This is a genomic window from Leisingera sp. ANG-Vp (genome assembly GCF_000813725.1).
Lineage (GTDB): Bacteria > Pseudomonadota > Alphaproteobacteria > Rhodobacterales > Rhodobacteraceae > Leisingera.
Map to the genome: position 1 here is coordinate 1 of NZ_JWLD01000005.1, position 21,774 is coordinate 21,774.

Sequence of the window (21,774 nt, forward strand, 5' to 3'; positions counted from 1 at the left end):
TCACTCTTGTAGCTCATGGCAAGATTCCTGCTGAGTTTGCATACAATCGCCGGCACAGAATGCCGGGTTGGCGGTAGATTTAGCCAATCCGCGGCAAAACGCGCGCGTGATTTCCGACATTATCCTGCCCCGAAGCGGCGCGGAGCCTCTCCGGTGTTTCCCGCCAGCCCCTTAAAGGAAACTCATTTCCCTGCTGAAGGGAATTCATGGCTTCCAGGAACGTTGATCCGGAACAAAGAGAGACAGTTTTTCCCCCAGCGACAGCGCGCCGGGCCGTTCCACCCAGGCGGTGATTCCCCGGCGGTTCTGCGCCGCGGGCTTGAAGCGGGCGCCATACCCCGAGTGATCCTTTTCAATCTCACGCCCCGGCAGAACACAGGGGCGATTCTCCATATCCACCGTGAGGGTCACCCCGTCCGGCCCCTGCAGCCGCGAGGATGGCGGCACAAAGGTGAAGTCCGGAATGCCCCGGAGAACAATGGTGGCCCCCAGATGCACCGGATCGATCCGTTCCATTTCCATGTCCGCAGCAATCAGCGCCAGCTCCTCTTCCGACAGGAGGGTGACCTGGCGCACGTTGCGGATTTCAGTGCCTTCCGGGTAGAGGTTGCGCACCCGCACGCAGGAGCTGCGGTTTTCGCCCTCATGGCGTTCCCCGGCGATGCCGCCGAACCCCAGCTGCAGCCGGTCTGACGGGACGGACTGCAGGCCGCTGTCCGCCGGGACATGGCCCAGCCACGTAACCTCGCCCTGAAAACCGCTGTCGCGCAATACCGGCATGCCTGTACTCCTCAATTCAAATCCGCTTGCTGGTGCCGACCTTACAGGCTTTGCGGGCAGCCGCCAGCCGTTCCGCCGTCAAAAGAAAACGCCCCGGAGATCCGGGGCGTTTTACTTGTCTCAGCTATGGTTTCAGGCCGTCGGCTCAGGCTCCATGCCGCCTTCCGGCGGGGATTTCTTCGGCTTGGCCTTGGGAATCGCGGTCACCGAGGCGTTGCCCTGATCCTCATTGCCATCCTCATCGTCGCCTGCCTGCGGCGGCTCGCCGTTCATGACGCGCTTGATCTCGTCGCCGGTCAGCGTCTCGTATTCCAGCAGGCCCTGCGCCAGGCGCTCCCACTCCTCGTGGTGCTCGGTCAGGATCTGGTGGGCACGGTCATAGCCTTCCTGGATGAAGCCTTTGACCTCTTCCTCGATCAGCTCCTTGGTATGGGCCGAGACCGAGAAACCGGCGGTGTTGCCCGAGTAGCCTTCATGCGCTTCGGCATAGTCGATGTTGCCGACCTTGTCCGACATGCCCCAGCGCATCACCATGGCGCGGGCCAGCTGGCTGGCCTGCTGGATGTCGCCGGCCGGGCCGTTGGAGACATGGTCTTCACCGTATTTGATCACTTCTGCAGCCTTGCCCGCCATGGTCATGGCAAGCTTCTGCTGGCATTCGTCGCGGTGCCAGTTCAGGCGGTCCATTTCCGGCAGCGACACCACCATGCCCAGTGCACCGCCGCGCGGAATAATAGTCGCCTTGTAGACCGGATCGCACTCCGGCAGCACCAGGCCGACAACGGCGTGGCCAGCCTCGTGATAGGCGGTCTTTTCCTTCTGGTCCTGGGTCAGCACCATCGAACGGCGCTCAGCGCCCATCATCACCTTGTCCTTGGCGGATTCGAAATCCTCCATGGTGACAAAGCGGCGGCCCACACGCGCGGCCATCAGGGCGGCTTCGTTCACCAGGTTGGCCAGATCCGCACCGGAGAACCCCGGGGTGCCGCGGGCAATGATGCGCAGATCCACATCGGGGCCCAGCGGAGTCTTGCGGGCATGCACGCCCAGGATCTTTTCGCGGCCTTTGATGTCGGGGTTGCCGACGGTCACGTTGCGGTCGAAACGGCCCGGGCGCAGCAGCGCCGGATCCAGCACGTCCTTGCGGTTGGTCGCGGCCAGGATGATGACGCCTTCGTTGGCCTCAAAACCATCCATCTCGACCAGCAGCTGGTTCAGGGTCTGCTCGCGCTCGTCATTGCCGCCGCCATAACCAGCGCCGCGGTGGCGGCCGACTGCATCGATTTCATCGATAAAGACGATGCAGGGCGCATTCTTCTTGGCCTGTTCGAACATGTCACGGACACGGCTGGCACCGACACCCACGAACATCTCGACAAAGTCGGAGCCCGAGATGGTGAAGAACGGAACCCCTGCCTCGCCCGCGATGGCGCGGGCCAGCAGTGTCTTACCGGTGCCCGGAGGGCCAACCAGCAGCGCGCCCTTGGGGATCTTGCCGCCGAGACGCGAGAATTTCTGCGGGTTGCGCAGGAATTCGACGATCTCTTCCAGTTCTTCCTTGGCCTCGTCGATGCCGGCGACATCGTCAAAGGTCACACGGCCGTGCTTCTCGGTCAGCATCTTGGCCTTGGACTTGCCGAATCCCATGGCGCCGCCTTTGCCGCCGCCCTGCATCCGGTTCATGAAATAGATCCAGACACCAATCAGCAGCAGGAAGGGCAGAAGTGTGATCAGGAAGGACTGAAAGCCCGACTGCTGCTGCTTTTCAGCCCGCACCGGAATGTCGTTCTCGATCAGCAACGCGGTAACTTCGGCGTCCCCCGGCTTGATGGTGACATAGCTCTGACCGTCAGTGGTGGTGTAGCGAACCTGTTCGCCATCCAGTGTCACGGTGCTGACCTTGCCGGCCTCGACCGAGCTAACGAAGTCAGAAAATACCTTTTCTCGGCTCTGCATCGTGCTGCCGGAACCGCTGAACAGATTGAACAGCGCCAGGATCAGCAGAAACAGAACAACCCAAAAGGCGATATTGCGTGCGTTGCCCAAGGAAAGCTCTCCCTATCAATGAGGCGGGCCGCGCCGGCCGCCTGCGTTGTGCTTAAAATAAGGATCATTCGGGCAGGTTCAATGCGATAAAAGGGATGCAAAGAACTCTTCTTCGGTTCCCACTGTCTCGGCCGACCATCCATTGGCCAATCCGGCTGCCGGTGCGGCAAGAAGTTCCGTGCCGCGCCACAGCGCTGGCGTGGCCTCCAGAACCGGCCCCGGCACCCCTGCCTCGCGCCAGTCCGGGCAGGCCAGCAAACCCTGCCTGCCCAGGGCGCGCACCTCGCAACCCTTTGCGTCTCCGCCAAAAAACTTCCACCGGTCATCCCAGACCTGCCCGGGCAAAGCCATTTCGCAGCAGACTGCATTGTATTCGCGGCAGACCCAGATCTGCTTGGTGGTGGTCAGCAGCCGGCACCCCGCCAGAGTGACCGAGCCGCCGGTGCGCGCTGCCAGAACAGCCTTTTCCATTGGAACCCGGCGCGGCGGATACTGGGTGCCGGAAATCCACTGAAAAGCCCGCACCAGCAGCCGGTGGCCGATTTCACTGGGCAGAGTCCGGAATTTCCGCTGGCACAGGACAACGGCTCCGGCCTGGACATGCGCCTGGTCGCGGGCCGCCAGGAATGCATACCAATCCAGCGCCTCGCGGGCCTTGGTCATATTGCTGGCAACCTTGGCGAACACTTCCGGCGTCAGCCCCAGAGGCGCCAGTTCTGCAAGCGCCCGGCGCACCCGCACGCGCTCAAACCTGGTGTCCTCATTGCTGGGGTCCTCGGACCAGCCGACGCCCCGGCTTTGCAGAAACTGGCGCAATTCTGCCCGGGTCACATCCAGAAGCGGCCGCAGCAATGTCACGCCATCATGGGTGCGCCGCTCTGCCATGCCCGACAGCCCGGTCACCCCCGAAGCCCTGGCCATCCGCATCAGCACCGTCTCCGCCTGATCGTCGGCGGTGTGGCCAAGCGCCAGAACGGGGATGCCGTGGCGCCGCGCCCAGCCAGCCAGCAGGTCATAGCGCGCTTCGCGTGCCTGATTCTGCAGATTTCCTTCTCGCGGCCCGATCTCCCACCGCAGTACCTCATGGGAAATGCCCAGCGCGGCTGCGGCCGCAGCCGCCGATCTGGCCTCCTCCGCCGCTTCCGGGCGCAGGCCGTGGTCCACGGTTGCTGCCTGCAGCTGCACGTCGCCGCCAAAGCATTCATGCAGCAGATGAAGCAGCGCCATCGAATCACCGCCGCCGGACAGGGCTACGCCCACTTTGTCAGGAAGTGCAGAGCGGAACTGCCTGCACACCAGGGATTTGATATCGCGCTGTGCCGGCGTCAAGAACAGCCCAGCTTGGCCATTTCGGCCCTGGCCTCCGTCTCAGGGCCTGCCCCGGGGAACCGCACCCCGACTTCGGAGAGTGTCACGCAGGCCTGATCCGTCTGCCCCAGCCGCCCCAGTGCAGCACCCAGTTCAAACAGCGCCTTGGGTGCAACTGGCCCTGCAGAATTTCCGGTAAAGGCCGCCAAATAGGCCCGCGCCGCTTCGCGGGTGTCGCCCAGCCCATCCAGCGCCTTGCCGCGGCTGAACTCGGCCTGCGAAGCCAGCGGGCTGCCGGGGTAAGCCTGATTGAACGCCGCAAACTTCTCTGCCGCGTCCTGATAGAGCCCCTCGGTCAGCAGTTTCTCAGCGGCATCGAAATCCGCTTGCTCGCCAATCGCCAGTTCACCGCCGGTTTCCACCTGCCCGCTAGGTACGCTCCCGGTAAAATCATCAACGTCTTCGCTGATGGTCGCTCCAGTCGCCGGCAGTTCCCCGCCGCCCAGCGTCGTGGCGTCTTCCAGCGCAGCAATATCGCCGCCTTCCAGCTCCACCAGCCGGAACTCAAGATCGCCGATCCGGTTGGTGCCGTCAGCGACGATTCTGTCGATCCGGTGGCCAAGCTGTTCGGTCTGCAGGGTCAGCCGCTGCAGCTCGGTTTCGATGGCACCGACCCGGTCCAGCACCGTGTTGCCCGAGACATCGGCCGACGGTGTGCCGGTGGTCGACAGCTCCCGCTTCAAGCGCTGGATCTCAACATGAAGGACCGTGAGTTCCTGGCGGATATCCGCCAGCGTCTGCTGATCCTGCGCCGCCAGAGGCAGCGGCAGAAGCATTACGGAAGCCAGAAGGGCGGTGCGCAGGCGTTTCATGGCGTTACCCCGTCAGCCCGCCGGCCAGCACGGTGACCGCGCGGCGGTTCTTGGAATAGCAGGTCTCGTCCGAGCAGATCTCCAGCGGGCGTTCCTTGCCGAAGCTCACCACCTTGATGCGGCTGCCTGCAACCCCTTGGGAAATCAGGTATTCACGGGCGGCATTGGCGCGCTTGGCACCCAGGCCAAGGTTGTATTCGCGGGTGCCCTGCTCATCGGCGTGCCCTTCGATGGTCACAACGTAGTCGGAATTGCGGGCCAGCCATTGCGCCTGCCCTTGCAGCGTTGCCTGAGCGGCGGGCGACAGATTGGACTGATCGACCGCAAACAGCACCCGGTCGCCAACAGTCTGCTGGAAGTAGGCTGGGCTGGCCGGATCAAGCGCGTCGGCACCTGCCCCGGCTGATCCGCCGCCGCTGTTCAGATCGTCGTTCCACGGGTTGGTGCCGCAAGCCGACAAACCCAGCACGGCAACAGCCGCCAATGCCAATTTCAAACCGCTCATATCGTCTGCCTATCCCATTCTTGTTTCTTGACCCGAAATTAACACATGAACGGGCCGGGTTCTATGCAGGTATCCCCGCCTAACGGGGCTTTTACTGTTGCAGCGGGGACCATGCCGGGTCAGAGGCCCCGTCCGGGGTTTTCACCGGCTTCAGGTTGCGGCCTGTGATGTCGACCGAGTAAAGCAGCGCCCGGCCGGTGCTGCCCTGGCTTTCGCGGGTGAACATGATCACCCGCCCGTTGGGCGCCCAGGTCGGGCCTTCGTCCAGGAACGAGGCAGTCAGCAGCCGCTCCTCGCTGCCATCGGTGCGCATGACACCGATATGGAACCGGCCCTTGTTCTGCTTGGTAAAGGCGATCATGTCGCCGCGCGGCGACCACACCGGCGTTCCATAACGGCCCTTGCCAAAACTGATCCGCCGCGCCTCGCCGCCGCCCACTGGCATGACGTACAGTTGCTGGCTGCCGGAGCGGTCGCTTTCGAAAACAATCTGCGAGCCATCCGGTGAAAAGGACGGCGCGGTCTCAATCGAGGGCGCCGAGGTCAGCCGGGCCTTTGCGCCGGTGGCGATGTCCATCGAATAGAGGTCCGTGTTGCCGCCCTGGGTCTGCGAATAAACCACCGTGCGCCCGTCCGGTGCAAATCGCGGCGCAAAGCTCATGATGCCGTCGCCGCTGGACAGGATTTTGCGCTGCACCTTGCCCACATCCAGCACATGGATCTGCGGGAAGCCGCTTTCATAGCTGGTGTACAGCACCCGGTCGCCGGTGGGCGAAAACCGCGGCGCCAGGACCAGTGCCGCGCTGTTAGTCAGATACTGCACATTGGCGCCGTCGTAATCCATGATCGCCAGCCGCTTGCGGCGGTCGTTCTTGGGGCCGCTCTCAGATACATAGACCACCCGGCTGTCGAAATAGCCGCTCTCGCCGGTGATCCGGCTGTAGATCGCATCCGACACTTTATGGGCCATCCGCCGCCAGCCCTCGGTGGTTCCGGTGAATTGCAGCCCGGTGCCCAGCTCGTTCTCGGCAAACACGTCATAGCCGCGGAAGCGCACTGTCAGCCGGTTGCCGTTGACGCTGACCGCGCCGGTGATCAGCGCCTGGGCATTGACCGCTTTCCAGTCGGCATATTTCACCGGGTTGTCGAACCCTGTCACCTTGGAAATATGAGCGCTGGCAGGCACTTCCCGAAACAGCCCGGTGCCGCTGAGGTCCGACGCGATCACCCGCGCGATCTGGTTCGCGAACTCCGATGCGGCGGAGGTCTCGGGAATGAAGTCCGGCACTGCATAGGGCAGCGGCTCAATCACACCCTGGTCGATTTCAATGCGCAGCGGGCCGTTCTGCGCCGCCGCTGCGCCCGCTCCGGCCAGCGCCGAAGCCCCGAACAGGAGAGCTGCCAGGAAATTCCTCATTTGATCCGCATCCTTTCAGGATTGAATGTCATCTCAATATCGCGCCATTGCGCATATTTTTCAGGGGGAAGGTTAAACCCGTTGCGCCCGCAGCGGATAATTGCCCGCCGGGCTGCCTCATATGCCTGTTTTGCCGCCGATACCGAACCGCCAGTGCTGGTCAGCATCCGGATCGAGCTGCCGTCGGGCTTGCCATCCTCGCTCAGCGAAACGCCGACAACAACGGTGGTGTTCAACGCATCCGTCGACAAAGAGCCCACGTTCCAGCACTGCGAGACCGCAACCCGCAAGGCATCCTTTTCACCCAATGTCAGCGGCGGGCCGGAGGGTTCCGGCGCTTCCGCATCGGCACCGCCCGCCAAAGCCTCGGCCAGCGCATCCTCGACCGCCGAGGACGTGTCCGCCGCAGGCTCTTCCGCAGGCTGTTCCGGCTCGGCGGGCTGCGCTGCCTCCACAACCTCTTCCGGCTGCGGCTGAGGCCGCGCGGGCCGGGTCCGGGGCCGCAGCGAAGCCGCAGGCGCTGCCGAGGCCACCAGTTCCTCTCCCTCGTTCTCTTCGGTCACGATCCGGTCGCTGGCCTCTTCGGGCGCAGTGGCCTCCTGCACCTCCTGCTCGGTCTCGGCGCCTTCCTCAGGCGCGACCTCGGGCTGCTCAATTTCGGCCACCGCCGTGTCCGGCTCCGGACGCGCCACCGGCACCGGTGCCACCCGGTCCGACGGGCGCTGCTGTGCCTCCGGCGCAACCTGCGGCACCAGCGAGGGCACCTCGGGCTCTTCCACGGCAGACGGCAGCTCAACCGGCACATCAGGTTCAGGCTGCGGTTCCGGCAGCACCGCCACTTGCGGGTCCGGCTCTGCAGGCGCCACCGGCTCAGGCCGCGTGATTTCGGGCTCGGGATCAGGCTGCGGTGCAGGTTCGGGAGCGGGCTGCACTGCCTCCGGCTCATTCAGCGGCGCGGGCTCCGGCGAGACCTGCGGCGCCTGGCGCTGCTGGCTCAGTTTCTCGAATTGCTCCGCCGAAATCAGCGCCACCTGCTGCACCTCAAAGGGCAGCGGTTCGGACGGGAACCAGGCGCCAAAGACCACCCAGCCCATCAAGAGCCCGTGCCCGGCAAGTGAAATCTTGGTTCCGGTCTGCACCCTGTGCGTCCCCGCCTACTGTCCCGTGCCCTCGGACGGCTGCCCGTTCAGCGCCGGGCCGCCAGTGTCGGTCACCAGCCCCACGTTAGAGAAACCGCCGGCATTGAGCGCACCCATCACTTGCATCACATCGGCATAGGCAATCTTGCCATCGGCACGCAGAAACACCCGGTCCGAGCTTCGCTCTGCCGCAATAGCCTGCAACCGGGGCACCAGCTCGTCCCGCGCCACCGGCGTGGTCTGAATTTCAACCCCGCCTTCCGCTGTCATGGTCACGGTGAGCGGCTCTTCATCGTCGCCCGGCAAGGCACCCGCGGCGGTCTTGGGCAGCTCCACCGGCACCCCCACGGTCATCAGCGGTGCCGCCACCATGAAGATGATCAGCAGCACCAGCATCACGTCCACAAAAGGCGTCACGTTGATTTCCGACATCGGACGCCCGCCGCGGCGGCGGCGGCCCCTGCGGCGGTTGCTGCCTCCCTGCGGCTGCTGGACTGCGGCCCCCATGGCCTCAGGAATCCAGCTGGCGGCTGAGGATGGTGGCGAACTCATCGGCAAAGGCCTCGTAGCCGCCGATGATGCGATCGCTGTCCGCGCTCAGCTTGTTGTAAAAGACAACTGCCGGAATCGCCGCCAGCAGGCCCAGGCCGGTCGCCATCAGCGCCTCGGCGATGCCCGGGGCCACCACGGCGAGGTTGGTGTTCTGCTGTTCGGCAATCTCGATAAAGGCGGTCATGATGCCCCAGACGGTTCCGAACAGGCCCACAAACGGCGCTGTCGAGCCAACCGTAGCCAGCACCGACAGCCCGCTTTGCAGCCCTTCGGTTTCCTTGGCGATGGCCACATCCATCGAGCGGTCGATGCGCGCTTGCGCACCCGGGATCAGCCCGCCGTCGCTGCGGTGGCTGCGGCGCCATTCGGTCATGCCCGCAGAAAAGATCCGCGCCGCCTGCCCCGGCGGCTCTGCCCCCAGCTGGTCAAATAGCTCATCCAGCGGGTTGCCGGACCAGAAGGCCCGGTCAAAGGCGTCGGCCTCGCCGCGCGCCCGGCGGTAATTGATCATCTTCTGAATGATGATGCCCCAGGACCAGATGGAGGCCCCGATCAGCATCAGCATCACCAGTTTCACGGTTACGGTGGCCCGCGCGAAAAGGCCCCACATGGAGAAATCAATCTCCTGCGCCAGCGCCAGAGTTTCTGCTTCCATTCGCCTGCTCTTCGATGTCCCGGCCGTTTTTCCGGCCTTATTTGCGGCAAAGCTAGCGCAGAACAAAAGGAAAGGCCAATAAAACAGGCGGGCTCACGCCGATTGTGAGCTGAGTGCGCGAATCTCTGCCGGAAGCCTGGCCGGTTTGCCGCCGGTGGTGATGCAGACAATGGTGACCTGCGCCCGGAACAGCGGCTGGCCGCCGCGGGTGACTTCCTGAATCAATGTCATTCTGGCAGGTGTCACGCTGTGCAACGACGTGCAGACCAGCAGTTCTTCATCGAATTTGGCGGGCGCCAGGTAATCCGCCTCAATGCGGCGCACCACGTAGATCAGCCCGGCCTCGCGCATCGCGTTCTGATCCACGCCGATGCCGCGCACCCAGTCACTGCGGGCACGCTCGATGAAACGCAGGTAATTGGCGTGATAGACAATCCCGCCCATGTCGGTGTCCTCATAGTAGACCCGGACAGGGAAATCATGGTTCATGGCCTGCTCTCCTGCTCTCCTGCATTTTCCTGCGCACCCTATTCCCCGGGCCCGGCAGCCTCAACCGGCCCGTCTCCCAGCGGATATTCTGCCAGCACCTCGTAGCGGGCGCCATCCGGCATCAGGGTTGACTGGTACAAGGCAATTCTGTCAGCCCTTGCCTCCAGCCGGAACCCTCCCGTGTCTTGAAGAAACCCAGCGATCTTCTCCAGCCGGCCGGGCTGCAGATGCCGCGGAAACCTGACCAGCGTAACGTGCGGACGGAAACGCTCGCGCGGCAGCTCAATTCCGGCTGACTGGCACGCGCTGCGCACCCGGTCCCGCAGGCGGCTCAGCTCCGGTGTCTTCCGCACTGCAGCCGCAAGTACGCGCGGCTGCTTGCCGCCAAAGACTTCCAGCTCGTCAAAAGAGAGATCCAGCGCCGGCCCGGCAATCTCTGCAATTTCCTGATGCAGGGCCTGCAGCACCGCCTCCGGCTGATCGTCCAGGAAGGCCAGCGTCAGATGCATGTTCTCCGGCGGCACCTGCCGCCCCACAGTCAGCCCTTCCTGCACCCTTTCCAGCGCCTCCAGGGCTGGGTCCGGCAGCGGCAGGCCGACAAACGCACGCATCAGAGCTGCGGCTGTTCAGCAGCCGGGGCCTGCAAGCGGGCAAAGAGGCGCAGCGCATGGGATTTGTCCTCTGCCGCCACTGGCATCATCCGGTCATAGGCCGCAGCGATCACCCCGGCGATCTCCGGACGCAGGATGGTTGCACCGGTTTCCGGGATCACCGCCAGCGGCGAGGCCTCGGCAAATGCGCCGTCCCCCCACATCAGCGCCGCCTGCACGGCCTGGGTCAGCGCCAGGGTCTCGGCCGGCATCTGCGCCATGGCGCCCTTCATCCGCAGGAACACAAACGCCGCCTGAATCGCGCCTTGGCCGTCAAAGCGGAACGCCCGGTACTGGCTGGCATCCGCGTCCTTCAACCGAGTAACCAGCGGCTGCAAACCGGGAATCAGCCTGTCCAGGTCCGGCACCGCCAGCAGCTCGTCCCATTCCCGGAAGAAAAAGAACATCAGGTTGGAACCCAGTTCCGGATCGGTTTCGGCCATCTGATGTCCCGCCAGGGTCATCACCGCCTCCAGCGCTCCCTTGACGGTCTTCAGGGTCTCATCCTCAACCCCGAACACAATCGGTGCCACCGGCCGCCCCCAGCGGGCAAATGCATAAGAGCCGTCAGAGCGGGTGAACATGGCTTCGATCTGTTCCGGCATCAGATCCGGCAGCTGGGCAGTCATGGGCGTCTCCTTGGTGCTGCCCCGTCTATGCCGCCTGGCGCACGCAGTGGCAAGAGTGCGGGGAGGCTCCCGCACCCGCAGGTGCCTGGCTGCGCCAGCCCCCTTGGCGGCTTTGGGCCCGGCGCCGCTGGCGCGGCGCGGTAGCGCTGGCTGCACGCGCACCGGACGGCCGCCGCCGGACCTGCCGGGAAACAGCGGAAAGCTCCGGTCTGCTCAATTGCCGCTGACAGCTGCTTCCTCTTGCCTCAAGCATACCCGCCGGAGGCACGCCGCGCGCCAGCGCGGCGCTTGGCCCAACGGGAGCAAGGCATCTTGGATGCCGCCGCGACGGGCGGGAGGCCCGCCTGGGACTTCAGGCAGAGGGCGGCAAATACCCGCCCCACTTGCGCCGCAGAGCCTGTGCCGGATCGATCCCCTGCCACTCCGCAAACAGCAGCAGAAATCCCAGAAGATCCGCGACCTCATCTTCCAAGTCCCGGCGCGCAGCCTCACCCCGGCCCTGGCCGGCAAGTTTGAGATAAGCAGAGGCCACTTCGCCCAGTTCTTCGGTCATCTTGCCGAGATACCACGCCGGATCGCGGGCGATGCCGAACCGCTCGGCATAAGCGTCCGCAACCAGCCGCGCCAGTTCCGTCAGCCCGGCAATACTATCGCTGCGCGCTCCGGCCTCTATCCCGCCTCCAGCCGTCACCCGAACAGGTCATTCTGCGACCGCGGCGGCGCCATCCCCAGATGGGCCCAGGCCTTCTGCGCCAGCATCCGGCCCCTCGGCGTGCGCTGGATCAGCCCCTGCTGCAGCAAGTAAGGTTCAATTACTTCTTCCAGTGCATCACGGCTCTCGGACAGGGCTGCCGAGATCGTCTCGATTCCCACAGGCCCGCCGCCATAGTTTTCAGCAATCAGCGTCAGATAGCGGCGGTCAGCACCGTCCAGCCCCAGCTGATCCACCCCCAGCCGGGTGAGCGCGCCGTCAGCCAGTTCGCGGGTAATCTTTCCATCGCCCTCGACAACCGCAAAGTCCACCACGCGGCGCAGGAGCCGCCCGGCGATCCTTGGGGTGCCCCTGGCGCGCCGCGCGATCTCGCGGGCGCCGGCGTCATCCGCCGGCGCGCCCAGCTTGCGGGCGTTGCGGCTGACGATCTCGAACAGCTCGTCAATGGTGTAAAACTGCAGCCGGGTCGGGATGCCGAAGCGGTCGCGCAGCGGCGTGGTCAGAAGGCCCATGCGGGTGGTGGCGCCGACCAGGGTAAAAGGCTGCAATTCGATCCGGACGGTGCGCGCGGCAGGGCCTTCGCCGATCACCAGGTCCAGCTCGAAATCCTCCATCGCCGGATAGAGCACTTCCTCCACCGCCGGGTTCAGCCGGTGAATCTCGTCGATGAACAGCACATCCCGGGCTTCCAGGTTGGTGAGGATTGCGGCCAGGTCGCCCGCCTTGGCCAGCACCGGCCCTGAGGTCATCCGGAAGTTCACCCCCAGCTCGCGCGCAACGATCTGCGCCAATGTGGTCTTGCCGAGGCCCGGAGGCCCGTGGAACAGCGTGTGGTCCATCGCCTCGCCGCGGCGGCGGGCGCTTTCGATAAAGACCCGCAGGTTGGCGCGGGCCTCGGCCTGGCCGATGAATTCGCCCAGCCCCTGCGGGCGCAGGGCTCGGTCGTTTTCCGCAGCACTGTCTTCGGGCAGCGGTTCGGGGCGGAGGGCGGGGTCAGCGTCGATCATTTGTCTGTCAAGTCCCTCTTGCCTCAGCCCTTGGGCGCCAGCAGGCGCAATGCGGCGCGGATCAGCTCTGCCTCATCGGCATCCGGATACGTGGCCGCAGCCTCTGCGACCGCGGCAGCGGCGTCTGAAGGACCATAGCCCAGGTTCCCCAAAGCTGACAGCGCCCCGGCAGAGGCTGCAGCGGCTCCTGACGGTTTCTTAGGCGGCGCCTTGCGTGCGGGCTTGGCTGCCGGAGCCGGCTCAGCGTCCTCAATCACATCCAGTCCCGGACCGTCCATGGCGTCCACGACAGTGCCGCCCATAGCCATCACTCCCGGCGCCTTGTCCTTGAGGTCCAGCACGATGCGCTGCGCGGTCTTGGGGCCGACCCCTTTGGCAGCCTTGACCGAGGCCCAGTCACCCAGGGCGATGGCCCGGCTCACCCCGTCCGGCCCCAGCGCGCCGAGAATGGCCAGAGAAACCTTGGCCCCGACCCCTTGCACCGAGGTCAGCAGCCGGTGCCACTCCTTCTCGACCAGCGAGGTGAAGCCGTAAAGCTGCATCAGGTCCTCGCGCACCACCATGTCGGTGTAAAGCGCCACCGCCTCGCCCGGCCCGGGCAGCGCGGCCATGGTGCGGTCCGAGCAATAGACGATATAGCCGACGCCGCGCACATCGATCAGCACGTGATCCTGCGCCCGGTAGTCGAGCCGTCCTGTCAGCTTGCCGATCATGCGCGTTTCTCCTTCAACTGCCGCTGCTGGGTGCCGCCGTAATAGGCGTGGCAGATGGCAATCGCCAGCGCATCAGCTGCGTCGGCGTTTTTCGGCAGGCAGCCGGGCAGCTGCAGCTTTACCATATGCAGGATCTGCTCCTTCGCGGCATGGCCGACGCCGACCACGGTTTTCTTGACCCGGTTGGGCGCATATTCCCCCACCGGCAGTCCGGCCTTGGCCAGCGTCAGCAGCGCCACGCCGCGGGCCTGGCCCAGTTTCAGCGTTCCGGCGCCGTCTTTGTTCACGAAGGTCTGTTCGATCGCAGCCTGATCCGGCGCAAAAGCCGTGATGATTTCGCTGACCTGGTTATGCAGCGACAGCAGCCGCTCGCCCAGGTCGTCGCCATCCGAGGTGCAAACCCCGTTGGCCACATGGCTGAGACGGGTGCCCTGCGAATCGATCACCCCCCATCCGAGGTTCCGCAACCCCGGATCAATGCCCAATATCCGCATGATGTGCCCGGTCCCTGCCCGCTTATCAGAAATTATTTTGCCCACGATTAGCACAAAACGCGAACATGTCCAATTGCTTTCCCTCTCCCGGCAATTGCAGACACCGATGCGCGAGGTCTGTTTCCGACCGTTTGCAAATGCGGGACCGACACTTTTGCCACATTTCAGCAACCGGGCGTTTACCCCTTATTTGCAAGGCTCAAAGCTATGCACAAATTGCATATGACACATGCAATTTCAGGCCTTGCTGCGGAAATTGTTCAGCCCTAGATGCGGTCCATCGCAACGACGCGAACGAATGCTAACACCTAATCAGAGGACAAGGATATGGCCGCATTTGACACCACCCGTACCACTTATGGTTCCACCGGCCTGTTTGGCCGTTTCGGAGCCCTGGTTGCTGCTGCAACCGGCGCTTTCGCAGCTTGGAATGACGAGCGCGCAACCCGCAACGCCCTGTCCGGTCTGAGCGACCGCGAACTGGCCGACATCGGCATGTCGCGCGGCGACATCGACCACGTTGCCAAAGGCAAATCTGTCTTCTGAGACACCTGTTTCCGCCCTGCCTCCTCCCTCGGGGCGAATAGGGAAACGCCGCGGACCTGAACAGGCCGCGGCGTTTTTTGTTGCTGGACTGCAGTGCACCGCTGCCCGAAACGAAAGAGGCCGCAGGCTGGATGCCCGCGGCCTTTTCAGCCCCCATAGCTGATTTCCCTGTCAGCCTGGTCTTTCCGTCACCGCAGGATCGGCCCGATCTTCTGTGCTACAAAAACGGAGACCGGATCCGCCTGCATTACAAAGGCGCCCGCGCGTTCGACAGCGCTGCCCTGCGCCAGGGTCCTGACCCGCTCGTCATAGCTGCCAAAACCAAGTGCCGCCATCAGGAAGCCCTTGAACAGAAGAAAAGCCGCCACGAAAAACACGACCGAGCGCCCGGAGATCCGGGACTGCACCCGGCGCGGCTTGACAACCAGCAGCCCGTCGGGCCGCAGTTTTGCCGAATAGCCTCCGGACATGGCTTCATGCTTGCGGTTGATTTGCTTCAAACGCGCCTGGAACTGATCACGATGTTCGCCCATTACGAGCCTCCGAACTGGCCCCCACCAGCGGATGGCCTATTGTTGGCTCGAAATGCGGCGAAAATGCGGCGAACCCCTAAAATTCGCCGCAAACTTAGTTCAATCAGCCCGCTTTACGCAGAAGTAACGTTGTCCATTCACCAATTTCGTCCCGGCGCTCCAGATTGATGCCGTTCTGTGCATAAACCTCGATCACCCCATCCGCCTGCTCGTTCAGGATGCCGGAGAGAATCGCATAGCCGCCGGGGCGCAGATTCGCCGCCACATCCGGCGACAATGCGACCAGCGGGCCCTTCAGAATATTGGCGAAGATGAGATCAAAAGGCGCCTGGGCCTGCAGCTCGGGATTGTCGAACCCGGCTGCTTCCAGGCAGATGACCTGGCCGCCCATGCCGTTGGCTTTAAGATTAGCCTCGGCCACTTCCACTGCGACTTCGTCGATGTCGCTGGCCAGGATAGTGCCGTCCCAGACCCGCGCGGCGGCCATGGCCAGCACCGCGGTGCCGCAGCCGATATCCGCCACTTTTTCGCCACGGAAACCCTGGTCCAGAAGATGGTCCAGTGCCTTGAGGCAGCCGAGGGTGGTGCCGTGATGGCCGGTGCCGAAGGCCATCGCCGCCTCGATCAGCAGCGGAATGCGGTCCGCGGGCACTTTGTCCGCATCGTGGGAACCGTAAACGAAGAAGCGGCCCGCCTCCACCGGCGCCAGTTCGCGGCGCACATGGGCGACCCAATCGGTTTCCGGCACTTCCGAGACCACAAAGGGCTTGGCGCCATGCATGGCTTCCAGCAGCGCAAGGCCCGCCTCATCCGGGCTTTCGGTGAAATAGCCGCCGACTTCCCACAGGCCCGAGCCGTCTTCCATCTCGAAGACGCCAACGCCGGTGGGCTCCGGGTTCAGCCGCTCCATCGCTTCGCCCAGCGCCTCGGCCTGGGCTTTTCCGGTAAGGGTGGTGAGGGCGGTGTATGTGGGCATGGCGTCTCTCCAGAAACTGTTGGCAAGCGCCTAGGCCGCCGCGCGCCCCGCGTCAAGCGCCCTCAGCCCGGCTCGAAGCCAGGCTGCGCCACAGCGCAGCGGGATCACTCGGCCGGCGCCGGGCGCGCGTATTTGCTGAAGATGGTCTCGTTCCCGGGTTCCGGGTGACGCGGGATCAGCAGCGACAGCGACAAAGAAACCAGTGCCATCGCTGCAGCCAGAGCAAAGACCAAGCCCGGCGAATAGACCCACAAGAGCCCCAGCAGCACCGGCAGGAACACCGCGGCGATATGGTTGATGGTAAAGGCAACAGCTGCGGTCGGGGCGATATCTGCCGGATCCGCAATCTTCTGAAAGTAGGTCTTGAGCGCCAGAGCCAAGGCAAACAGCACGTGATCCACCACATAAAGCACAGCGGCAATCACCACCCCCCAGCCGAACCAGTAGATCCCGCCATAAGCGGCAAAGACAATCGCCAGCCCTGCGTATTCAAAGATCAGCGTGCGCCGCTCGCCGAAGACCGCCACAGCCTTGCCCAGCAAGGGCGCCACGGTCATGTTGATCATCAGGTTGATCAGGTAAAGCCCGGTCAGCTCATGCACGTCAAAACCGAACTTCTCGACCATCATGAAGCCTGCAAAGACCACAAAGATCTGCCGCCGCGCTCCGGCCATGAATTGCAGCGCGTAATACAGCCAGTAGCGCTTGCGCAGGATCAGCTTCTTGGTTTGCGGTGTCGGCGAGTCAAACTGCGGATAGGCAAAAAGCGCAACCAGCGCGATCAGCGCCGTCGCACCGCCCGCAGCCAGGAACACCGTGTTATAGGCCAGGTCGAACCGGTCCCAGGTCAGCACGATCAGGCCGTAAACCACCAGCGTCGCCGCCGAGCCTGCCGCCACCAGCCAGCCCAGCGTCTGCGGCGCCTTCTCCTTGGACAGCCATTGCAGCTGCAGCGACTGGTTCACCGTCTCGTAGTAGTGAAACCCGATCGAACTGAGCAGCGTCACCATCAGCAGGCCGCCCAGACTTGGGAACCAGGCAGTGACAGCCGTGGCCACACCCAAAAGCATCAGCGAGATCAGCCCCAGCACCTGCTCGCGGATGAACAGGATGACAGCAATCACCCCCACCGCCAGGAACCCCGGGATCTCGCGGACCGTATGCAGCAGGCCGATGTCCGCGCCATCGAACTGCGCCGCCTCGATTACGAAGTTGTTGAGCAGCGCGCTCCAGGCATTGAAGGCAATCGGCATCGCCAGCGCCATCAGGAACAGGAGCGTCACGGGACGGCGCCAGAACGGGAGGCCCTGCGCCTCAAGAAGGGGCATCGGTTTGAACATGCTTTGCATCTAAGCCTCCACGACCCTTTTGGCGAGAGGAAAGACGCCGCCGCACATGCACCTCCGCACCAGCGCGCAAAGGCCCGGCCGCAGAAAATCCGCCGCGGCTGATCTGCATCAAGACACTGCGCGCATTCATGACATATGCAGATTTGCGAATTTGGGAGAGTTGTGATGGATCTGGTGCCCCTGGCAGAGCGCATTGGCGAAGCCCCTGCAGCGGCCCTGCTGGGCCTGGTGACAGGCATCGTCTTCGGCATTGCCGCACAGCGCTCCCGCTTCTGCCTGCGGGCGGCAACCGTGGAATTCGCCGGCGGCCGGCTGGGAGACAAGGTTTCGGTCTGGCTGCTGACCTTCTCCACCGCGGTGGTCTGGGTGCAGGCAGCACAGCTGCTGGGGCTGATGGAAAGTGCAGACGCCCGGATGATGGCGGTGCCGGGCAGCTGGTCCGGCGCCATCCTCGGCGGGCTGATGTTCGGCTGCGGCATGGTGCTGGCGCGCGGCTGCTCGGGGCGGCTCTTGGTGCTGGCCGCCACCGGCAACCTGCGCTCGGTGGTGTCCGGGTTGATCTTTGCGGTGGTGGCGCAGATGAGTCTTTCCGGCCTGCTGTCGCCCGCCCGCGACTGGCTGGCCAGGCTCTGGATCACCGAAGGCGGCCGCAATCTGGACCTGCTGGCCGCCTTTGGCCTGCCGCAACCCGGCGGGCTGATGCTGGGCCTGGGCACCGCCGTCCTGGCTCTGGGGCTGGCGCGCCGGAACAGGATTGGCGCGGCGCGGCTGATGTTTGCCTCCGGCGTGGGCTTTGCCGTGGCGCTGGGCTGGGTGCTGACCTATGCGCTGAGCCAAATCGCCTTCGATCCGGTACAGATCGAAAGCGCCACCTTCACAGGCCCCTCTGCGCATACGCTGATGTTCTTTCTGGACCGCGGCGCAGTGCTGGAATTCGATATCGGGCTGGTGCCCGGCGTGTTCGCCGGTGCGATGGCCGCTGCCGCTCTGACCGGAGAGATGAAACTGCAGGCCTTTGACGGCGCCGCCACCATGCGCAAGGCGATGACCGGCGCGGCGCTGATGGGGTTTGGCGGCATGCTGGCAGGCGGCTGCGCCATTGGTGCCGGGGTTACCGGCGGCTCGATTTTCGCAGGTACAGCCTGGGCAGCGCTGTTCTGCATGTGGATTGGCGCGACCGCCACCAGCCTCCTGACCCGCGCTTCAGCTGAAACCGCAGCGGTCTGAGCCTGGGCCCGATGCGCGGCTCCAACTCTTGCTCCAGCTGATCGAGGCAAAAGGAAAGCGGCTTCTTTCTGGTCAAAAACACCCCGGGGGAGGCCGCAGGCCGGGGGCAGAGCCCCCTTGCATCACAAGAAACTCTGCGGGTCGATATCAATGCTCAGGCGCAGGTCGCCTTTCAGGCGCAGCGGTGCCGTCCAGCGGGCCAGCGCCTCCTGCAGCGGCGCCCCCTTGGCAGCCTTGACCAGAAGGCGCACTCTGTGGCGCCCCCGCACACGGGCAATCGGCGCCGGCGCCGGGCCGAACAGCTGCGCTCCGATCTGCCGCAGCGGCCCGTCGTTGCGCGCCATTGCATTCCCCAGATCAAAGACTTCGGCCAGCTCCGGCCCCGACAGGATAATCCCGGCCATCCGGCCATAGGGCGGAACCCCTGCTGCCTGGCGCTCGGCCGCTTCCGCCTTCCAAAAGTTCTCCTCATCCCCGGACAGAATTGCCCGGATCACCGGGTGTTCCGGCTGGAAGGTTTGCATCAGGGCCTCCCCGGGCCGTTCGGCCCGCCCGGCCCGGCCCGCCACCTGCCGCATCAGCTGAAAGGTGCGCTCCGCGGCCCTCAGGTCCGATCCTTGCAGGCCGAGGTCGGCGTCGATCACCCCCACCAGCGTCAGCAGCGGGAAGTTGTGGCCCTTGGCCACCAGCTGAGTGCCCAGGATGATGTCCGCCTCACCCGCCGCAATCTCCTCAATGCGGGCCTTCAGCGCCCGGGCAGAGCCAAAAAGGTCAGAACTCAGCACTGCGATCCGCGCCTCAGGGAACAGCGCCGCCGCCTCTTCCGCCAGCCGCTCGATACCGGGACCAACCGGCGCCATTTTCCCCTCCACTTCGCAGGAGGGGCAGGCCTCCGGCACCGGCTTGGTCTCACCGCACTGGTGGCACATCAGCCGCTTCATGAAGCGGTGCTCGACCATCCGTGCGTCGCAATGGTCGCACGCCACCTGCGCACCGCAGGCGCGGCAGATGGTCACCGGGGCAAAGCCGCGGCGATTGAGGAACAGCAGCGACTGCTCGCCCCGCTCCATCCTGAGCTTCATCGCCTGTTTCAGTGTGGGTGAAATCCAGGTCGAGGGCAGCAGATCCTCGGAGCGCATGTCCACGCTGCGCATCTCCGGCAGCACCGAAGCGCCAAAGCGGGAGGTGAGGTTCAGCCGTTTGTACTTCCCGGCCTCCGCATTGGCCCAGGTCTCCAATGACGGTGTCGCCGAGGCCAGCACCACCTGGGCCGAGCACATCGCGGCGCGCAGCACCGCCATGTCGCGGGCATTGTAAAGCACCCCGTCCTCCTGCTTGTAAGAGGTGTCGTGCTCTTCATCGACGATGATCAGGCCAAGGTCGCGGAACGGCAGGAACAGAGAAGACCGGGCGCCGATCACCAGCTGCGCCGCGCCCTGCCCGACCATTTTCCAGACCCGGCGGCGTTCAGTCATGGTGGCGCCGGAGTGCCACTCTGCCGGCTTCGCCCCGAAACGTGCCTCCACCCGGGTCAGGAACTCTGCTGTAAGCGCAATTTCCGGCAGCAGCACCAGCGCCTGCCGCCCGGCGTGCAGACAGGCGGCGACAGCCTCCAGGTAGACCTCGGTTTTGCCGGAGCCAGTGACCCCCTTCAGCAAAGTCGTTCCGTATTTGCCGCTGTGCACCGCCTCGGCTAGCACAGCTGCCGCTCCGGCCTGATCCTCTGTCAGCTCCTTGCCCGGCAGTTCCGGATCCAGATGCGGATACGGCAGATCGCGCGGCGCTTCCTCCTCGCGCAGGGCACCCTGTTTCACCAGGCCTTTCACCACCGAGGGCGTCACATCTGCCATATCCGCCAGCTCACGCGGGGTGAAAGCCAGGCCGCCGTATTGCTCCAGCACCTCCAGCACCCTTGTGCGGGCGTCGGTCATCCGGTCCGGCACGCCTTCACCCCGGCGCAGGATCTTGCGCATTGAAGGCGGATCGGAAAGCCCCGGCGCCCGCGTTGCCAGCCGCAGCATCGCGGGCATCGAGGTCAGGGTGTAGTCGGCGGCCTTGCCCAGAAACTGGCGCATCTCGCCGCGCATCGGCGCCACATCCAGCACCCGGATCACCGAGCGCAGCTTGGCCGAATCGAACCCGCCCGCGCCTGCCCCCCAGACCACGCCCAGAACCTTGCGCGGCCCCAGCGGCACCTCGACGTAGGCACCGATGAAACAGCCGCCCTCGGGGGCGCGGTAATCCAGAAGCCGGTCAAGGGGTTGCGTGGTCAGCACCCCGACCCGCTCTCCTGCCTGAAAGAACTCCTGCCCGCTCATGCTGCTGCCCGTGTTGCCGCTTGGTATCCCATGAGGTAAAGGCAGAAGCGACAGAGGCCAACCCATCCAGAGGACTGCCCCATGAAATTCTTTGTAGACACCGCCGAGATCGGCGCCATTGCCGAGCTCAACGACCTGGGCATGGTGGACGGCGTCACCACCAACCCGTCGCTGATCAAGAAATCCGGCCGCGACATCATCGAAGTGACCAAGGAGATCTGCGACCTGGTCGATGGCCCGGTTTCGGCGGAAGTGACCGCGACGGATGCGGACACCATGATTGCCGAAGGCCGCAAACTGGTGGAGATCGCCGAGAACATCGCGGTCAAGGTGCCGCTGACCTGGGATGGCCTGAAGGCTTGCAAAACCCTGACCGATGACGGCCACATGGTGAACGTGACCCTGTGCTTTTCGGCCAACCAGGCGCTGCTGGCAGCCAAAGCGGGCGCAACCTTCATCTCCCCCTTCATCGGCCGCCTGGACGACATCAACCTTGATGGCATGGAGCTGATCGAGGACATCCGCACCATCTATGACAACTACGGGTTTGAGACCCAGATCCTGGCGGCTTCGATCCGTTCGGTGAACCACGTGCTGGATTCGGCCCGCATCGGCGCCGATGTGATTACTGCACCGCCCGCGGTGATCAAGGCGATGGTGAACCACCCGCTGACCGACAAGGGCCTGGACGCGTTCCTCGCCGACATCAAGGCGGCAGAGATCAAGATCCTCTGACCCCTTCCGGCTGACTAAACCCGTAAAAGGCGCTCCACCCCGGGGCGCCTTTTTCTTTGCCGGATCCCGGTGCAATCCTCCAAACCCTCCCGCGCCGCTGCCCTCCCCGGCTGCTGCCGGGC

23 protein-coding genes are annotated in these 21,774 nt (G+C 64.5%); 3 read left to right on the forward strand and 20 right to left on the reverse strand.

Features of this window, described 5'->3' with window-relative positions; translation table 11 throughout:
• Positions 1-204 precede the first annotated feature (204 nt).
• The 16 genes from RA20_RS02260 to ruvC form a co-directional block, all read right to left on the reverse strand.
• The gene (locus tag RA20_RS02260) at positions 205-780 is read right to left on the reverse strand and encodes an MOSC domain-containing protein (protein ID WP_039124229.1); all 576 of its coding nucleotides are present in this window, start codon (positions 778-780) and stop codon (positions 205-207) included.
• Positions 781-912: 132 nt separating this feature from the next.
• Positions 913-2,826, reverse strand: a complete 1,914-nt coding sequence (ftsH, locus tag RA20_RS02265) for an ATP-dependent zinc metalloprotease FtsH (protein WP_039124231.1) — start codon at positions 2,824-2,826, stop codon at positions 913-915.
• A 78-nt stretch (positions 2,827-2,904) separates the two neighbouring features.
• Positions 2,905-4,155 (reverse strand): tRNA lysidine(34) synthetase TilS, encoded by a 1,251-nt coding sequence (tilS, locus tag RA20_RS02270; protein WP_082017888.1) that lies wholly within the window; start codon positions 4,153-4,155, stop codon positions 2,905-2,907.
• On the reverse strand, positions 4,152-5,006 hold the full coding sequence (ybgF, locus tag RA20_RS02275) for a tol-pal system protein YbgF (protein WP_039124232.1): 855 nt from the start codon (positions 5,004-5,006) through the stop codon (positions 4,152-4,154). The genes tilS and ybgF overlap by 4 nt, the downstream gene beginning before the upstream one ends.
• A gap of 4 nt (positions 5,007-5,010) precedes the next feature.
• Entirely contained in the window at positions 5,011-5,511 is a 501-nt protein-coding gene (gene pal, locus RA20_RS02280) for a peptidoglycan-associated lipoprotein Pal (protein WP_039124234.1), read from the reverse strand.
• Positions 5,512-5,602: 91 nt separating this feature from the next.
• Positions 5,603-6,928 carry a Tol-Pal system beta propeller repeat protein TolB gene (tolB, locus tag RA20_RS02285; protein WP_039124236.1) on the reverse strand — a complete coding sequence of 442 codons (1,326 nt, stop codon included), beginning with the start codon at positions 6,926-6,928 and terminating at the stop codon, positions 5,603-5,605.
• Entirely contained in the window at positions 6,925-8,067 is a 1,143-nt protein-coding gene (locus tag RA20_RS02290) for an energy transducer TonB (RefSeq protein ID WP_039124238.1), read from the reverse strand. The genes tolB and RA20_RS02290 overlap by 4 nt, the downstream gene beginning before the upstream one ends.
• Before the next feature lie 15 nt (positions 8,068-8,082).
• Positions 8,083-8,574, reverse strand: coding sequence for a protein TolR (tolR, locus tag RA20_RS02295; RefSeq protein WP_039124240.1), 492 nt, complete (start codon positions 8,572-8,574; stop codon positions 8,083-8,085).
• 4 nt (positions 8,575-8,578) lie between these two features.
• On the reverse strand, positions 8,579-9,274 hold the full coding sequence (tolQ, locus tag RA20_RS02300) for a protein TolQ (RefSeq protein ID WP_039124242.1): 696 nt from the start codon (positions 9,272-9,274) through the stop codon (positions 8,579-8,581).
• Positions 9,275-9,367: 93 nt separating this feature from the next.
• Entirely contained in the window at positions 9,368-9,763 is a 396-nt protein-coding gene (ybgC, locus tag RA20_RS02305; RefSeq protein ID WP_039124244.1) for a tol-pal system-associated acyl-CoA thioesterase, read from the reverse strand.
• Between the two features lie 38 nt (positions 9,764-9,801).
• Entirely contained in the window at positions 9,802-10,374 is a 573-nt protein-coding gene (gene thpR / locus RA20_RS02310) for an RNA 2',3'-cyclic phosphodiesterase (protein ID WP_052248786.1), read from the reverse strand.
• Complete coding sequence (locus tag RA20_RS02315) at positions 10,374-11,042, reverse strand: hypothetical protein (RefSeq protein WP_039124246.1); 669 nt, start codon at positions 11,040-11,042, stop codon at positions 10,374-10,376. Before RA20_RS02315 ends, thpR begins: the two co-directional genes overlap by 1 nt.
• 352 nt (positions 11,043-11,394) lie before the next feature.
• Positions 11,395-11,733, reverse strand: coding sequence for a hypothetical protein (locus tag RA20_RS02320; RefSeq protein ID WP_241482199.1), 339 nt, complete (start codon positions 11,731-11,733; stop codon positions 11,395-11,397).
• Positions 11,730-12,761, reverse strand: a complete 1,032-nt coding sequence (gene ruvB, locus RA20_RS02325) for a Holliday junction branch migration DNA helicase RuvB (protein WP_039124247.1) — start codon at positions 12,759-12,761, stop codon at positions 11,730-11,732. Before ruvB ends, RA20_RS02320 begins: the two co-directional genes overlap by 4 nt.
• 23 nt (positions 12,762-12,784) lie before the next feature.
• Entirely contained in the window at positions 12,785-13,474 is a 690-nt protein-coding gene (gene ruvA, locus RA20_RS02330) for a Holliday junction branch migration protein RuvA (protein ID WP_039124249.1), read from the reverse strand.
• Complete coding sequence (gene ruvC / locus RA20_RS02335) at positions 13,471-13,968, reverse strand: crossover junction endodeoxyribonuclease RuvC (protein ID WP_039124251.1); 498 nt, start codon at positions 13,966-13,968, stop codon at positions 13,471-13,473. The genes ruvA and ruvC overlap by 4 nt, the downstream gene beginning before the upstream one ends.
• 327 nt (positions 13,969-14,295) lie before the next feature.
• Between ruvC and RA20_RS02340 the strand changes: the two genes are divergently transcribed.
• On the forward strand, positions 14,296-14,514 hold the full coding sequence (locus tag RA20_RS02340) for a DUF1127 domain-containing protein (RefSeq protein WP_039124253.1): 219 nt from the start codon (positions 14,296-14,298) through the stop codon (positions 14,512-14,514).
• Between the two features lie 188 nt (positions 14,515-14,702).
• Here RA20_RS02340 and RA20_RS02345 read toward each other — a convergent pair whose 3' ends face one another.
• The 3 genes from RA20_RS02345 to RA20_RS02355 form a co-directional block, all read right to left on the reverse strand.
• Positions 14,703-15,047, reverse strand: a complete 345-nt coding sequence (locus RA20_RS02345) for a hypothetical protein (RefSeq protein ID WP_039124255.1) — start codon at positions 15,045-15,047, stop codon at positions 14,703-14,705.
• A gap of 103 nt (positions 15,048-15,150) precedes the next feature.
• A complete protein-coding gene (locus tag RA20_RS02350; protein WP_039124256.1) occupies positions 15,151-16,023 on the reverse strand; it encodes a 50S ribosomal protein L11 methyltransferase in 873 nt (290 codons plus the stop codon).
• A gap of 104 nt (positions 16,024-16,127) precedes the next feature.
• Positions 16,128-17,363 carry an MFS transporter gene (locus RA20_RS02355; protein ID WP_039124315.1) on the reverse strand — a complete coding sequence of 412 codons (1,236 nt, stop codon included), beginning with the start codon at positions 17,361-17,363 and terminating at the stop codon, positions 16,128-16,130.
• A 174-nt stretch (positions 17,364-17,537) separates the two neighbouring features.
• On the opposite strand from RA20_RS02355, the gene RA20_RS02360 reads away from it, so the two are divergent.
• A complete protein-coding gene (locus tag RA20_RS02360; RefSeq protein WP_039124258.1) occupies positions 17,538-18,599 on the forward strand; it encodes a YeeE/YedE family protein in 1,062 nt (353 codons plus the stop codon).
• Positions 18,600-18,721: 122 nt separating this feature from the next.
• On the opposite strand, the gene RA20_RS02365 is transcribed toward RA20_RS02360, so the two are convergent.
• Entirely contained in the window at positions 18,722-20,917 is a 2,196-nt protein-coding gene (locus tag RA20_RS02365) for a primosomal protein N' (protein WP_039124260.1), read from the reverse strand.
• A gap of 81 nt (positions 20,918-20,998) precedes the next feature.
• On the opposite strand from RA20_RS02365, the gene fsa reads away from it, so the two are divergent.
• Positions 20,999-21,652 (forward strand): fructose-6-phosphate aldolase, encoded by a 654-nt coding sequence (gene fsa / locus RA20_RS02370; RefSeq protein ID WP_039124262.1) that lies wholly within the window; start codon positions 20,999-21,001, stop codon positions 21,650-21,652.
• Positions 21,653-21,774 lie beyond the last annotated feature (122 nt).